Genomic DNA, 14,386 nt, shown 5'->3' on the forward strand with positions numbered 1-14,386 from the left:
TCACCGATTGGGAAATGTTAACTAACGAGAATAGTTCGCGATTCTGGCAGAGGTGGGAATGGTTAGCAATTGGCCACTGGTCAGGTGATCTGAAGCAACGCGTTGCCTTGTGGGAGCGAGCCTGCTCGCGAAGGCGGCTGGGGAGGTGCCGAAAAGCTAGAAGGACGGCGCCTGCTGCCGCCGCTTCCACTGGCTCAACCGCTGCTGCAGCTGCAACGGACTGTAAATCTGCTGCGCCCGCGCGCGGCTGAACAGGATCAACGCCAACTCCGCCGTGGCCAGCGCATCGGCACTCGCGTTATGCCGCTCGAACACTTCAAGGCGAAACCACTCGATCCACTCATCCAGCCCGGCCTCGCGAATCTGCGCCTGCGGACACAGAAACGGCGCGATATCTGCCACATCCAGAAACACATGCTGCAGCTTATGCCCCAGGTGTTCTTTCACTGCGCGCCCGAGCATGTGCTGATCGAACGGCGCATGAAACGCCAGCACCGGGCTGTCGCCGATGAACTCCAGCAACTCCAGCAACGCTTCCGCCGGGTCGCTGCCTGCGGCAATCGCATTCGGTCCCAAGCCATGAATCAGCACGCTGGGGCTGAGCTTCAATTCGCGACATTGCATCGTGCGCTCGAACTGCTGACGGAAATCGATCGCGCCGTCCTCGATCACCACCGCGCCGATCGACAGGACCCGATCCTTGCTCATATTCAGGCCGGTGGTTTCCAGGTCCAGCACCACCCAGCGCTGCTCACGCAGGCTGCATTCGCTCAGCTCGGCAAGCGCCGGCAGATTCGCCAGCCGCTGCTGTAGATCCGCCGACACTACGAGACTTGACGGGCGCAGCCAGGAAAACAGGCTCATAGCTGATACCGCAAGCTCAGGCTGCTCTGCAGGCGTTGCGCTTGGCGCAGGGATTCACGCAGGATGCGCCGGTCAAGGTGATTGAGGCTGTCGGGATCGACGCGGTTGGAGTACGGCTGGTTCTCCCGGGTCTGGAGCTGATGCTGCTGCATGCGCGTTTGCTGAATGAAGTGATAGGCCTCTTCATACGCCGCGCCGTCGAGCGGCTCGATGACTTGTTTATCGACCAATTGGCGGAAACGCTCGAGGGTGTTGTTGGCGTCGATGCCGTTGGCCAGCGCCAGCAACCGGGCACCGTCGACGAACGGCGTCAGACCCTGAATTTTCAGATCCAGCGTGGCCTTCTCACCGTTCTTGCGTGCCAGCACGAATTCACGGAAGCGCCCAACGGGAGGGCGATTGCGCAGGGCATTTTCGGCGAGCATGCGCTGGAACAGACGGTTGTCAGCGACTTGATCGAGAATGCCCCGGCGCAATTGCTCGCAGCCTTGCTCATCGCCCCAGACCACGCGCAGGTCGAAATAAATGCTCGAACCCAGCAGGTTCTCTGGCGTGGCTTCGCGGATGAACGCCGCGAAGCGTCGCGCCCATTCGGCCCGCGACAGACACAGCTCGGGATTGCCGGCCATGATGTTGCCCTTGCACAGAGTGAAACCGCACTGCGCCAGGCTCTGGTTGATCTGCTGGGCGATCGGCAGCAGCTTGCCGCGTATCTCCGCTGCGTGCGCCGCATCGCGGGCATCGAACAGGATGCCGTTGTCCTGATCGGTGTGCAGCGTCTGCTCGCGCCGGCCCTCGCTGCCGAAACACAGCCAACTGAACGGCACACCCGGGTCGCCCTTTTCCGCGAGGGTCAGTTCGATGACCCGGCACACCGTGTGATCGTTGAGCAGGGTGATGATGTGGGTGATTTGCGTCGACGACGCGCCGTGGGCGAGCATGCGTTCGACCAGTTGGCCGATCTCGCCGCGCAAGGTCATCAGTTGCTCGATCCGTTGCGCGCTGCGGATGGTCCGGGCCAGGTGCACCAGATCGACCCGTTGCAGGGAGAACAGATCACGCTCGGATACCACGCCGCACAGGCGTTGATCCTTGACCAGACAGACGTGAGCGATGTGCCGCTCGGTCATGGCGATCGCCGCATCGAAGGCGCTGTGATCCGGCGACAGATAAAACGGTGATCGAGTCATGTGCTGTTCGATGGCGTCGCTGAAATCGCCGACACCTTCGGCGACCACATGGCGCAAATCGCGCAGGGTGAAAATCCCCAGCGGCGCCTTGTGCTCATCCACCGCGACGATGCTGCCGACCTGTTGCTCGTGCATCAGCTTCACCGCTTCACGCAGTGGTGTATCGGCGCTGCAAGTCACCGGATGGCGCATCGCAAGTTCACCGAGACGAGTGTTGAGCGAGTATTGGGTGCCGAGGGTTTCCACGGCTTTTTGCTGGACTTGCTGGTTGACCTGATCGAGCAGGCTGCTGACCCCGCGCAGGGCGAAGTCGCGGAAGGCGCTGGAAAGGGCGAACAGTTTGATGAACGCCAGCTTGTTCAGTTGCAGGCAGAAGGTGTCTTCGCCCGCCAGATGTTCGGTGCGTGTGGCGCGCTCACCGAGCAGCGCGGCCAGCGGAAAGCATTCGCCGGTGGTGATTTCGAAGGTGGTCTCTGTGCCGGGCTTGGTGATGTGCTGGCGTTCGCCGACCACCCGACCCTGTTTGACGATATAAAAGTGCTCCACCGGGCCGTCAGCCGGTTTGATGATGCTCTCGCCCTGGGCAAAAAAACGCAGCTGACATTGCTCCACCAGATAGGCGAGGTGGGCGTGTTCCATCTGATTGAAGGGCGGGAAGCGCTGAAGGAATTGCAGGGTGCCCTGAATGTTCTGCAACACCGCGGTTTTCCCTGCCTGGGTGAAGGCGTCCGCTTTGCTCATAACCATTACCGCAGTCTTTTTCGAATTGTTGTTGTCGGATCGTTGCCACCATGGTCAACCCCGGCGGGCAGGGTGCCCATTGGACGTAAGTCTAGGTTTTGCCACCATTGGCCGATTTTCGGAAATAACCTACGCAAAAGCTCGGAAAAGCTTGCGCTAGCCACTTGGAAAAAATTCCGACGAAGTGCACATTGAAGCGCTGTCCGGTGATGTCTGACGACTTGCCAGGGATTGTTTGAACATTTAGAGAGCGCCATGTCCGACCACGATATTTTGAGCGACGCCGAGCGGGAAGCGCTCAGCGCAGTGATGCTCGAACCTGATCTGCCGCCGCAGCGTGTCCTGATCGTCGACGACGACAAGGACGCCCGCGAGCTGTTGTCGGAGATACTCGCGCTGGACGGCATTCGCTGCATGACCGCAGCCAGCGGTGAAACCGCGCTGAAAATGCTCGATGAAAAGCCTTCGATCGGTCTGGTGATTACCGACCTGCGCATGGGCAATGTCGACGGCCTCGAGCTGATTCGCCAGGTGCGTGAATCGGTACGGGCAGCGATGCCAATCATCATCGTCTCCGGCGATGCCGACGTGAAAGATGCGATCGAAGCGATGCATTTGAGCGTGGTGGATTTTCTGCTCAAGCCGATTGATACGGGCAAGTTGCTTGAGTTGGTGAAGCATGAATTGGGCATTGAGCCCTAGAAGCCCCTCACCCTAACCCTCTCCCAGAGGGAGAGGGGACTGACCGCGGTGAATGTTGGAGGTACACCGACCTGAATTTCATGAGTCGAACTCAGGAATTGAAACTTCCCCAATCTGCTCCCTTTCCCCTCTACCCCTTGGGGGAGAGGGCTGGGGTGAGGGGGATGGATCTCAAGCCCACCACAACAATCCAACCCACCTCACAAACAAAAAGGCCCTGATCTCTCGATCAGGGCCTTTTTCACTTCCAGCGTCAGCGCAAATTACAGACCATTCGCGGCCTTGAACTCGCGACGACGACGGTGCAGCACCGGCTCGGTGTAGCCGTTCGGTTGCCTGGTGCCTTCGATCACCAGTTCGACCGCCGCCTGGAAGGCGATGTTGCTGTCGAAGTCCGGTGCCAGCGGGCGATACAGCGGGTCGTTGGCGTTCTGACGGTCGACCACCGGCGCCATGCGCTTGAGGCTTTCCATCACTTGCTCTTGGCTGACGATACCGTGGCGCAGCCAGTTGGCGATGTGCTGGCTGGAGATACGCAGCGTCGCACGGTCTTCCATCAGGCCAACGTCGTTGATATCCGGGACTTTGGAGCAACCGACACCTTGGTCGATCCAGCGCACCACGTAACCGAGAATGCCTTGGGCATTGTTGTCCAGTTCGTTCTTGATCTGCTCTGGCGTCCAGCTTGGGTTCACTGCCAATGGAATGGTGAGGATGTCGTCCACCGAGGCGCGCGCACGTTTGGCCAGTTCGGCCTGACGCGCAAACACATCGACCTTGTGGTAGTGCAGCGCGTGCAGCGCAGCGGCAGTCGGCGATGGCACCCAGGCAGTGTTGGCGCCGGCGAGTGGGTGAGCGATTTTCTGCTCAAGCATCGCTGCCATCAGATCCGGCATCGCCCACATGCCTTTACCGATTTGCGCACGACCTTGCAGGCCGGTGCTCAGACCGATGTCGACGTTCCAGTTCTCGTAGGCGCCGATCCACTTCTCGGCCTTCATGTCAGCCTTGCGCACCACTGGGCCGGCCTCCATGGACGTGTGGATTTCGTCGCCGGTACGGTCGAGGAAACCGGTGTTGATGAACACCACGCGCTCGCTGGCCGCCTTGATACAGGCCTTGAGGTTGACCGTGGTGCGGCGCTCCTCGTCCATGATCCCGACTTTCAGGGTGTTGCGCGGCAAGCGCAGGACATCTTCGATACGCCCGAACAGCTCGTTGGTGAACGCCGCTTCTTCCGGGCCGTGCATTTTCGGTTTGACGATGTACACCGAACCGGTGCGGGTGTTGCGCCGCGAAGTGTTGCCGTTGAGGTTGTGCATTGCCGCCAGACAGGTCACCAGACCATCGAGGATACCTTCCGGTACTTCGTTGCCTTGGCTGTCGAGGATCGCATCGATGGTCATCAGATGGCCGACGTTGCGCACGAACAACAGCGAACGACCGTGCAGGGTCACTTCACCGCCATTGGGCGCGGTGTAGGTGCGATCCGGGTTCATGGTGCGGGTGAAGGTCTGGCCGCCCTTGGACACGGATTCCGCGAGGTCGCCCTTCATCAGGCCGAGCCAGTTGCGGTAGATCACCACTTTGTCGTCGGCATCGACGGCGGCCACGGAGTCTTCGCAGTCCATGATCGTGGTCAGCGCCGCTTCCATGAGGATGTCTTTGACGCCGGCGGCATCGGTCTGGCCGACCGGGGTGCTGGCGTCGATCTGGATTTCGAAGTGCAGGCCGTTGTGCTTGAGCAGAACGGCGATCGGCGCGTTGGCGTCACCCTGGAAACCGATCAACTGAGCGTCATCGCGCAGGCCGCTGTTGCTGCCGCCCTTGAGCGTCACGACCAGTTTGCCGTCAGCGATCTTGTAGCCGGTCGAATCGACGTGGGAGCCTGCGGCCAGTGGCGCGGCTTCGTCGAGGAAGGCGCGGGCGAAGGCGATGACTTTGTCGCCACGCACCTTGTTGTAGCCTTTGCCTTTTTCCGCGCCACCGTCTTCGCTGATCGCGTCGGTGCCGTAGAGAGCGTCGTACAGCGAACCCCAGCGGGCGTTCGAGGCGTTGAGCGCGAAGCGCGCATTCATCACCGGCACGACCAGTTGCGGGCCGGCGGTGCGGGCGATTTCATCGTCGACGTTTTGCGTCGTCGCCTGGAAATCAGCCGCTTCTGGCAGCAGATAACCGATCTCTTGCAGGAAAGCTTTGTAGGCCACGGCATCGTGCGCCTGGCCGGCATGCTGCTGATGCCAGGCATCGATGCGCGCCTGGAAGTCATCGCGTTTGGCGAGTAGGGCTTTGTTCTTCGGCGCCAGGTCGTGAATGACCTTGTCGGCACCTTCCCAGAATTGTTCGGCGGTGAGGCCGGTACCGGGAATGGCTTCGTTGTTCACGAAGTCGAACAGGACTTTGGCGACCTGCAGGCCACCGACTTGAACGTGTTCAGTCATTGCTTGCCTCACTCTGCTCAGCTATTTCGCTTTTCAGCTCGTCAATTTAACAATGAAGCTTCCGGCCATTTAAACCACAAACCTGCGGACCAGTACATGCCATCGCTGGCGGCTGGGCTAGGACCAATCAACGGCTTGGAGGCCTTGCTGACGGGGCTTTCAGGATTGCGAAGGACCTTGGGCAGCCATCGATCCAGCGTTATGTAGTGCGCGCTGCGGCATACTACATGATGAGTTGCGCTTGTGAAAATCAGACTAATTACGTCGTTCTGCGACCTCATGACGCATTGCGGTCACGTCGCGGAACGGGATGTTCTCAAAAAAGCATTGGATTGTTCCAGCTAAATATCGAAAGTTGTACACGATTTGTCTTTCGCGCAGCTCCCCAGTGCTGCCCTTCGCGAGCAGGCTCGCTCCCACATTTGGAATGCGACCCCTGTGGGAGCGAGCCTGCTCGCGAAGGGGCCGGTCGATTCAACACATAATCAGCCCTTGCCTATACTTGCCCTTCGATAACAAAAGTCATGACAAGAGGGCTGCGCCATGGACCATCTCGTACTCACCGTTTTCGCCCCGGACAAGCCCGGGCAGGTCGAGCGCATCGCCCAATGCATTGCCGAGCACGGCGGCAACTGGCTGGAAAGCCGCATGTCACGCATGGCCGGGCAGTTCGCCGGGATTCTGCGCGTGGGCGTGCCGGCGGAGGCTTACGACGAACTGGTCGATGCCCTGCAAGCGCTGTCGGCCCATGGCATTCGGGTATTGATTGCCGAAAGCGGAGTGGAGCAGTCCTGCACGTGGAAACCGATCGCCATGGAACTGGTCGGCAATGACCGACCGGGTATCGTTCGTGATATCACTCGCCTGTTGAGCGAGCAGGGCGTGAACCTGGAGCGACTGGTAACTGAAGTGCGCCCGGCGCCGATGAGCAGCGAGCCGCTGTTCCACGCCGAGGCGATTCTCGCGGTACCACTGACGCTGTCGCTGGATGTGTTGCAGGCGCGCCTGGAAACCCTGGCCGATGATCTGATGGTCGAACTGGTGTTACGCACAGAGGTTTAAACGTTCACAGGGTTATTCAGGTTTAACGTGCACCTGCCTGTGGATAACCTGTAGAGACAGAGCGCCACGCCACGCCGGCCGTGGCTTTGCGCAGGTTGATCAAAAAACCGCCAACATTCAGTGACTTGCGCACAAACGGCGGGGATCACGCTGTGGATAAGCTTGGGAAGGAACGATGCAGGCCACGAGAACCGTGGCCTGCGGAGCTTTGTGCGTTTTTTGATCAGGCCCGTCGGCGCAAACTTATCCACGCATCAACGCTGTAGACCGCCAGACCGGCCCAGATAGACATGAACGCGACCAGCGTGCTGGACGACAAATGCTCGCCAAACAGCAGCACGGCTTGCAGCAACACCAGCGTCGGCGCGATGTATTGCAGGAAGCCGATGGTGGTGTAGGGCAAGTGGCGGGTGGCGGCGTTGAAACACACCAATGGCACCAGCGTCACCGGGCCGGCAGCCACGAGCCACCAGGCTTCGGAGGTGGTCCAGAAGGCCGGCTGCACACTCGTGGCAGTCTGATTGAACAGCAACCATGCGATCGCAATCGGCACCAGCATCCAGGTTTCCACCACCAGCCCCGGCAATGCCTTGACCGGCGCCTGCTTGCGGATCAGGCCGTAGAAACCGAAGGTCAGCGCCAGCGCCAGCGACACCCACGGCAAGCTGCCGACCTGCCACACCTGCTGCGCTACGCCGATGGCCGCGAGACCGACCGCAACCCACTGCATGCGCCGCAGCCGTTCGCCAAGGATCACCATGCCCAACAGTACGTTGACCAGCGGATTGATGTAGTAACCCAGACTCGCCTCGAGCATGCGGCCGTTGTTCACCGACCAGACATAGGTCAGCCAGTTGGCCGCGATCAGCGTGCCGCTCAGGGCCAGAATCGCCAGGCGTTTTGGATTGTCGAGCAGCTCGCGCAGCCAGCCCGGGTGTTTCCACACCATCAGCAGCAACGCACCGAACAGCGCCGACCACAGCACCCGATGGATGATGATCTCGACGGCCGGGACTTCGGCGATGGCTTTGAAATAGATCGGGAACAGGCCCCAGATGATGTAGGCGCTCAGGCCCAGAATGTACCCGCGACGCGGGTTGGCGGCTTGCATGCAGAATCCTTGCTCAGGCAGCTGACAAAGGAAGGATTGTAAGGAGATTTGTCTGCAAGTGAGTTGTGAATTTGTGAACACCGGACAAATGTAGGAGTGAGCCTGCTCGCGATAGCGTCGGGTCAGCCAACATCAAAGTTGAATGTCCGTCCGCTATCGCGAGCAGGCTCGCTCCCACAGGGTTCAGGTTTGAATCAGAAAAGTTTCAGCGGCTCTTCATTCAGTGCCGCCAGCTGCTCACGCAACGCCAGCACCTGGTCGCCCCAATACCGCTCCGTGCCAAACCACGGAAAGCTGCGCGGGAATGCCGGGTCGTCCCAGCGCCGCGCCAGCCAGGCGCTGTAGTGCATCAGGCGCAGGGCGCGCAACGGTTCGATCAGCGCCAGTTCGCGCGGGTCGAAATCATGGAATTCGTTGTAGCCGTCCATCAATTCCGACAACTGCCCCAGACACTCCTGACGATCGCCGGCGAGCATCATCCAGATGTCCTGCACCGCCGGGCCCATGCGGCAGTCGTCGAGGTCGACGATATGGAACATCTCGTCGCGGCACATCATGTTGCCGGGGTGGCAGTCACCGTGCATGCGGATGTTCTGGTGCGGCGTAGCGGCGTAGACATCTTCGACGCGTTTGAGCAGGTCGCGGGCAACCGACTCGTACGCCGGCAGCAGGCTCTTGGGAATGAAATTGCCTTCGAGCAAAGTGTTCAGCGAGGCATGGCCGAAGTTCTGCACGGCGAGGGCTTCGCGGTGCTTGAACGGCTTGGTACCGCCCACCGCATGCATGCGCCCGAGCAACTGGCCGAGGCGATACAGCTGATCAAGGTTGCCCGGCTCCGGCGCGCGGCCCCCACGGCGCGGGAACAGGGTGAAGCGGAAACCGGCGTGCTCATGCAGGGTTTCACCGTTATGGATCAGCGGCGCTACCACCGGAATGTCGATGTCGGCCAGTTCGAAAGTGAACTGGTGCTCTTCGAGGATGGCCTCGTTGGTCCAGCGCTGCGGACGATAAAACTTGGCAATCAGCGGCTCGGAGTCTTCGATACCGACCTGATAAACACGGTTTTCGTAGCTGTTGAGCGCCAGAATGCGCGCGTCGCTGAGGAAGCCGATGCTTTCAACGGCATCCAGGACGAGATCGGGGGTGAGGGTTTCAAACGGGTGGGCCATGCTGACTCCTGCGCGCAGCAGGCTGCTGCGTCCGGCTCGGCATGGTAGCGCAGATGGCGGCGGCGGAGGTGGTTGGTGTCATTGCTGATGCCATCGCTGGCAAGCCAGCTCCCACAGGTTTGCGCAAGACCTGTGGGAGCTGGCTTGCCAGCGATGAGGGTTTATCAGGCGCCGACGATCCCACCATCCTCGCGCGTAATCGCCATCACCGAAGACCTTGGCTTGCCGTTGGGCAGGTGCTCGGGGAAGGTCGAACCACCGTTTTCGCCCGGATGCTGGATGCCGACAAACAGGGTTTTCTGATCCGGCGAGAAGCTGATCCCGGTCACTTCGCAACCCACCGGCCCGACCATGAAACGGCGAATCTCACCGGTCGCAGGATCGGCGCAGAGCATCTGGTTGTTGCCCATGCCGGCGAAGTCGCCAGCGTTGCTCGAGTCGCCGTCGGTGAGAATCCACAGGCGTCCGGCCTTGTCGAAACCCAGACCGTCGGGGCTGTTGAACATGTTCTGCGGGGTGATGTTCGATGAGCCACCCTTCGGCGTCCCGGCATGCACGCCCGGGTTGCCCGCGACCACAAACAGATCCCAAGCGAATGTCTTCGAGGCGTGATCGTCGCGGTCGGTGCGCCAGCGCAGAATCTGCCCATAGACGTTCTTCTCGCGCGGGTTCGGCCCGCCCACCGGTTGACCGTCTTCGCCACGTTTGGCGTTGTTGGTCAGGGTGCAATAAACCTGGCCGTCCTTGGGGCTGACGACGATCCACTCCGGGCGGTCCATGCGTGTTGCGCCGACGACGCTGGCGGCGAGGCGCGCGTGGATCAGCACTTCCGCCTGATCGGCAAACCCGCTGCTGGCGTCGATGCCGTTCTTGCCGTGGGTCAGTTCGATCCACTGGCCCCGGCCTTTCGGGTGATCAGGGTTGCCGTCGCCGGCGTCGAATTTGGCTACATACAAAGTGCCGTGATCGAGGATGTCGCGGTTAGCCTTCTGATTGCGATGGTTGATGCGGTCGCGGCTGACGAATTTGTAAATGAACTCGCCACGCTCGTCGTCGCCCATGTACACCACAGCGCGACCATCGTCGGTCTCGGCGAGTGCGGCGTTTTCATGCTTGAAGCGGCCCAGCGCGGTGCGTTTGACCGGAGTCGATTGCGGATCGAATGGGTCGATCTCGACCACCCAGCCGTGACGGTTGAGCTCGTTGGGGTTCTTGGCCATGTCGAAGCGCGGGTCGTGCGGGTGCCAGTTGATGTCTTTGCTGCTGGCGACAACGCCGTAGCGCTTTTGCGCGGCATCGAATTGCTGCTGGGCGTTGCTGCTGCCGAAGCAGTCGGTGAAGTTTTCTTCGCAGGTCAGGTAGGTGCCCCAAGGCGTCTTGCCGTTGGCGCAGTTCTGGAACGTACCGAGGACTTTTTTGCCGTGCTTGTCGGCGGCGGTTTTCATCAAGTCGTGGCCGCGGGCCGGACCGCTGATGCGCAGCGGCGAGTTGCCGTGGATGCGGCGGTTGTAGCGCGAGCCCTGGACGAATTGCCACTGGCCGTTCTTGCGCTGCACTTCAATCACCGACACGCCTTCGCAGGCCAATGCCTTGCGCACATCCTCAGCCGACTGCGGCATGCCGCCATGCGGATATAGATAGCGATAGTTGGTGTATTCGTTGTTGATCGCCATCAGCGCGCGGTTCTTGTCGTCCGGGAAGGCGAACAGGCTCATGCCGTCATTGTTGTCGCCGAACTGCACTTCCTGTGCGGCAGCGGTGCCGTTACCGCTCGGGTCGAAGGCCGGGCCGTTCTTGTGCAACGGCTGGCCCCAACTGATCAGCACCGAAGACTTGTAGCCCTTGGGCAGGCTGATGGCGTCGGTGGTCGCCGCCGGAATGCTCTCGAAACCGAGCAGGCGGCTGTTGCTGGCGCTGACGCTGGCGGCCATGACGCTGCGGCTCAACAGGTTGCCGCCAAGGAACATCGCCGCGCCGCACAACGCACCGGCGCTGATGAAACCGCGACGGCTGAGGCCGACCATTTTTTCCAGATCAGTGGATTGGTTTTCTTCTAATAGGCTCACATCAGGCTCCCTGCTTGGTTATGGGCAACACCTTAATGCGGGTCGATGACGCTTTTGTGGCAAGGGCTAATCAGAGCGGGGTGCCGATCAGCACGTTGGACGGCGCACATTGCACCTGCACCGGATTGCCGACCTCCAGCCTGTGGCTGCGCAAGTGCAGCGGTTCGGCCAAGGCGCAGAGGGTGTGGCCGTTGGGCAGGGAAATGCGCACTTCGCTGGGTCCGTCCTCGGCATCGAGGATCGCTTCGATGGTGCCGCGCAGGACATTGTGTCCGGGCGTTGCCGACTGATCGGCGCCGAGCAACTCAAGCCAGCCAGCCTTGATCAGCGCCATCACTTCGGTTCCGACCTGCAATTCCAGATGCACGGTGCTGTCGTGGGTGATCTGCGCCTCCAGAGCAATGCCTTCGGCCAGTTCAAGGTGGATCAAGTCATTGCGACCCTGCGCCTGAATCGCTGCCACCGTGCCATGCAGCTGATTGCGCGCGCTGGTCCTGAGCATCAGGCGCCCAAGCAGGTCGAGATCACTGGCGTCTTCGGCCGCTTCCAGCACCTGCGCCTGCAACGCCTGCAATTTCTGATACAGGCGCAGCACTCGCTCGCCCTCGCTGGACAATCTGGCGCCACCGCCACCCTTGCCGCCCACCACGCGCTCGACCAAGGGTTTCTGCGCCAGGTTGTTCAGCTCATCGATTGCATCCCACGCCGCCTTGTAACTGAGCCCCGCGCTCTTCGCCGCACGGGTGATCGAGCCTTGCTCGGCGATGTGTTGCAGCAGGGCAATGCGCTGCGGGCGGCGGACGATGTGCTGGGACAGCAGGGTGGGCAGGGACATGGCAGAACGCTTCTGGCTCGGGCGATGAGAGGGACGTTGGCCACTTGCAACGCATGAGTCAAGCCTGACGCAAAGCCCCCTGTGGGAGCGAGCCTGCTCGCGAAAGCGGTTTGACCAACAACAGCTTTGTTGAATGTGATGCCCATTCGCGAGCAGGCTCGCTCCCACACGATATCTGTATTCGCTTCAGGTACCGGGCTTCGGCGTGCGGGCCAGGCAATACACATCGACCCGCGCCGCACCTGCATTCATCAGCAACCGCGCCAGCGCTTGAGCGGTCGCGCCCGTGGTCAGAACATCATCCACCAGCGCGCAATGGCGGCCACTGACCTGCGCGTCAGGCACCAGCGCAAAGGCATTGCGCAAGTTGCGTTTGCGCGCCTTGGCGTCGAGATCCTGCTGGGCGTCGGTGTCCATGACTCGCCTTAGAAGCTGTTCTTCACAGGGCAAATCCAGCGAAACACTCAGCCAGCGCGCGAGCATCGCCGCTTGATTGAATCCTCGCCGACGCAGGCGTTTATTCGCCAACGGCACCGGCAGCAGCACATCAGGTCGCGGTAAGTCCTCGGCGAAGCGATGCTGCAGGTATTGGCCGAGAACGTCAGCGAGCAGGTGACCAAACGGCCATTTCGCGTTGTGTTTAAACCGTGTAATCAGACTGTCCACGGGGAAGCCATAAACCCAGGGCACGGCGACCTGTTCGAAGGCCGGAGGCTCTAGCAGGCATTCGCCGCAAGTCAGGCCCTCCACCGCCAGTGGCAAAGCGCAGGTCTGGCAGTGACTGCCGAGCCAGGGCAGCTCGGTTTCGCAGGCCTCGCACATTGGCATTTGTGCTTCTGCGGGCTCATCGCACAGCAAACAGGTATGTACGTTTTTTAAACAGATGTAAACCTGTCCTTGGTATTGCGGTTGACAGCGCATCGCTCTTCCTTAAATATGCCGAACATCCGTGTAGCGCCTGTGGGTATTCCGTTTCCCCCGGCGCCAGCCAAGCATAACCAAGGAATTGCCCATGAGCGCGAGCACCACCGCCACCCTGCGTCACGATTGGTCTCTGGCCGAAGTCAAAGCACTCTTCGTACAGCCATTCAACGACTTGCTGTTCCAGGCGCAAACGGTGCACCGCGCACATTTCAACGCCAACCGCGTGCAGGTCTCGACACTGCTGTCGATCAAGACCGGCGCCTGCCCGGAAGACTGCAAGTACTGCCCGCAGTCCGGGCACTACAACACCGGTCTGGAAAAAGAAAAGCTGATGGAAGTGCAGAAGGTCCTCGAAGAGGCGGCCCGCGCGAAAGCCATTGGTTCGACGCGTTTCTGCATGGGCGCGGCGTGGAAACATCCATCCGCCAAAGACATGCCGTACGTGTTGAAGATGGTTGAAGGGGTGAAAGCCCTCGGCCTGGAAACCTGCATGACCCTCGGCCGTCTCGATCAGGAGCAGACCGAAGCGCTGGCCAAGGCCGGTCTCGATTACTACAACCACAACCTCGACACCTCGCCGGAGTTCTACGGCAGCATCATCACCACCCGCACTTACAGCGAGCGCTTGCAGACGCTGGCCTATGTACGCGAGTCGGGGATGAAAATCTGCTCCGGCGGCATTCTCGGCATGGGCGAATCGCTGGACGATCGCGCCAATCTGCTGATCCAGCTGGCCAACCTGCCGGAGCACCCGGAGTCGGTGCCGATCAACATGCTGGTAAAAGTCGCCGGCACGCCGCTGGAAAACGCCGAAGACATCGACCCGTTCGACTTCATCCGCATGCTCGCCGTGGCGCGCATCCTCATGCCGCAATCCCACGTGCGCCTGTCCGCCGGTCGCGAAGCGATGAACGAGCAGATGCAGGCCCTGGCATTTTTCGCCGGCGCCAACTCGATTTTCTACGGCGACAAATTGCTCACCACCGCCAACCCGCAGGCGGACAAGGACATGCAGCTGTTCGCGCGCCTCGGTATCCAGCCGGAGGCTCGCGAAGAGCACGCGGATGAAGTGCACCAAGCGGCGATCGAGCAGGCGCTGGTGGAGCAGAAGAGCAGCGAGCAGTTCTATAACGCTGCCATCTAAAAGCTGCACGGATTGCGCTGAAGGAATGCAAAACCCCTGTGGGAGCGAGCCTGCTCGCGAAAGCGGTTTGGCCGCGAATATCCATGTTGGATGTGACGCCCATTCGCGAGCAGGCTCGCTCCCACAGGGGATCTGTG

The 14,386-nt window shown here is 60.8% G+C and carries 11 protein-coding genes; 3 read left to right on the top strand and 8 right to left on the bottom strand.

Annotated elements, in window-relative coordinates; all coding sequences use genetic code 11:
* Window positions 1-156 precede the first annotated feature (156 nt).
* Window positions 157-864: a 3'-5' exonuclease gene (locus tag ACV8MC_RS09035; protein WP_457265062.1), complete on the bottom strand. Its 708-nt coding sequence runs from the start codon at window positions 862-864 to the stop codon at window positions 157-159.
* Window positions 861-2,795: a putative nucleotidyltransferase substrate binding domain-containing protein gene (locus ACV8MC_RS09040; RefSeq protein WP_306274136.1), complete on the bottom strand. Its 1,935-nt coding sequence runs from the start codon at window positions 2,793-2,795 to the stop codon at window positions 861-863. Before ACV8MC_RS09040 ends, ACV8MC_RS09035 begins: the two co-directional genes overlap by 4 nt.
* A 255-nt stretch (window positions 2,796-3,050) precedes the next feature.
* On the opposite strand from ACV8MC_RS09040, the gene ACV8MC_RS09045 reads away from it, so the two are divergent.
* Window positions 3,051-3,497, top strand: a complete 447-nt coding sequence (locus ACV8MC_RS09045) for a response regulator (RefSeq protein ID WP_016772851.1) — start codon at window positions 3,051-3,053, stop codon at window positions 3,495-3,497.
* A gap of 263 nt (window positions 3,498-3,760) precedes the next feature.
* On the opposite strand, the gene ACV8MC_RS09050 is transcribed toward ACV8MC_RS09045, so the two are convergent.
* The gene (locus ACV8MC_RS09050; RefSeq protein ID WP_305381646.1) at window positions 3,761-5,938 is read right to left on the bottom strand and encodes a malate synthase G; all 2,178 of its coding nucleotides are present in this window, start codon (window positions 5,936-5,938) and stop codon (window positions 3,761-3,763) included.
* A gap of 543 nt (window positions 5,939-6,481) precedes the next feature.
* Here ACV8MC_RS09050 and ACV8MC_RS09055 point away from each other — a divergent pair.
* Window positions 6,482-7,000 carry a glycine cleavage system protein R gene (locus ACV8MC_RS09055; RefSeq protein ID WP_016772854.1) on the top strand — a complete coding sequence of 173 codons (519 nt, stop codon included), beginning with the start codon at window positions 6,482-6,484 and terminating at the stop codon, window positions 6,998-7,000.
* A 223-nt stretch (window positions 7,001-7,223) separates the two neighbouring features.
* On the opposite strand, the gene rarD is transcribed toward ACV8MC_RS09055, so the two are convergent.
* From rarD to ACV8MC_RS09080, 5 genes are all read right to left on the bottom strand, one after another.
* The gene (gene rarD / locus ACV8MC_RS09060; RefSeq protein WP_457265066.1) at window positions 7,224-8,111 is read right to left on the bottom strand and encodes an EamA family transporter RarD; all 888 of its coding nucleotides are present in this window, start codon (window positions 8,109-8,111) and stop codon (window positions 7,224-7,226) included.
* A gap of 194 nt (window positions 8,112-8,305) precedes the next feature.
* Window positions 8,306-9,280 carry a serine/threonine protein kinase gene (locus tag ACV8MC_RS09065; RefSeq protein WP_150743555.1) on the bottom strand — a complete coding sequence of 325 codons (975 nt, stop codon included), beginning with the start codon at window positions 9,278-9,280 and terminating at the stop codon, window positions 8,306-8,308.
* A 164-nt stretch (window positions 9,281-9,444) separates the two neighbouring features.
* Window positions 9,445-11,346, bottom strand: coding sequence for a PhoX family protein (locus ACV8MC_RS09070; RefSeq protein WP_150743554.1), 1,902 nt, complete (start codon window positions 11,344-11,346; stop codon window positions 9,445-9,447).
* Window positions 11,347-11,416: 70 nt separating this feature from the next.
* Complete coding sequence (locus ACV8MC_RS09075; RefSeq protein ID WP_457265069.1) at window positions 11,417-12,181, bottom strand: TOBE domain-containing protein; 765 nt, start codon at window positions 12,179-12,181, stop codon at window positions 11,417-11,419.
* Between the two features lie 186 nt (window positions 12,182-12,367).
* Window positions 12,368-13,102 (bottom strand): ComF family protein, encoded by a 735-nt coding sequence (locus ACV8MC_RS09080; RefSeq protein ID WP_252886897.1) that lies wholly within the window; start codon window positions 13,100-13,102, stop codon window positions 12,368-12,370.
* Window positions 13,103-13,193: 91 nt separating this feature from the next.
* Here ACV8MC_RS09080 and bioB point away from each other — a divergent pair, with 91 nt between their 5' ends.
* Window positions 13,194-14,249 (top strand): biotin synthase BioB, encoded by a 1,056-nt coding sequence (gene bioB, locus ACV8MC_RS09085; RefSeq protein ID WP_056786610.1) that lies wholly within the window; start codon window positions 13,194-13,196, stop codon window positions 14,247-14,249.
* Window positions 14,250-14,386 lie beyond the last annotated feature (137 nt).

The organism is Pseudomonas sp. PK-RTE-24 (genome assembly GCF_054052265.1).

Bases quoted from the DNA above. Each gene is read 5' to 3' on its own strand.
- ACV8MC_RS09035 (WP_457265062.1), bottom strand. From the start codon at position 864: ATGAGCCTGTTTTCCTGGCTGCGCCCGTCAAGTCTCGTAGTGTCGGCG.
- ACV8MC_RS09040 (WP_306274136.1), bottom strand. From the start codon at position 2,795: ATGAGCAAAGCGGACGCCTTCACCCAGGCAGGGAAAACCGCGGTGTTG.
- ACV8MC_RS09045 (WP_016772851.1), top strand. From the start codon at position 3,051: ATGTCCGACCACGATATTTTGAGCGACGCCGAGCGGGAAGCGCTCAGC.
- ACV8MC_RS09050 (WP_305381646.1), bottom strand. From the start codon at position 5,938: ATGACTGAACACGTTCAAGTCGGTGGCCTGCAGGTCGCCAAAGTCCTG.
- ACV8MC_RS09055 (WP_016772854.1), top strand. From the start codon at position 6,482: ATGGACCATCTCGTACTCACCGTTTTCGCCCCGGACAAGCCCGGGCAG.
- rarD (WP_457265066.1), bottom strand. From the start codon at position 8,111: ATGCAAGCCGCCAACCCGCGTCGCGGGTACATTCTGGGCCTGAGCGCC.
- ACV8MC_RS09065 (WP_150743555.1), bottom strand. From the start codon at position 9,280: ATGGCCCACCCGTTTGAAACCCTCACCCCCGATCTCGTCCTGGATGCC.
- ACV8MC_RS09075 (WP_457265069.1), bottom strand. From the start codon at position 12,181: ATGTCCCTGCCCACCCTGCTGTCCCAGCACATCGTCCGCCGCCCGCAG.
- ACV8MC_RS09080 (WP_252886897.1), bottom strand. From the start codon at position 13,102: ATGCGCTGTCAACCGCAATACCAAGGACAGGTTTACATCTGTTTAAAA.
- bioB (WP_056786610.1), top strand. From the start codon at position 13,194: ATGAGCGCGAGCACCACCGCCACCCTGCGTCACGATTGGTCTCTGGCC.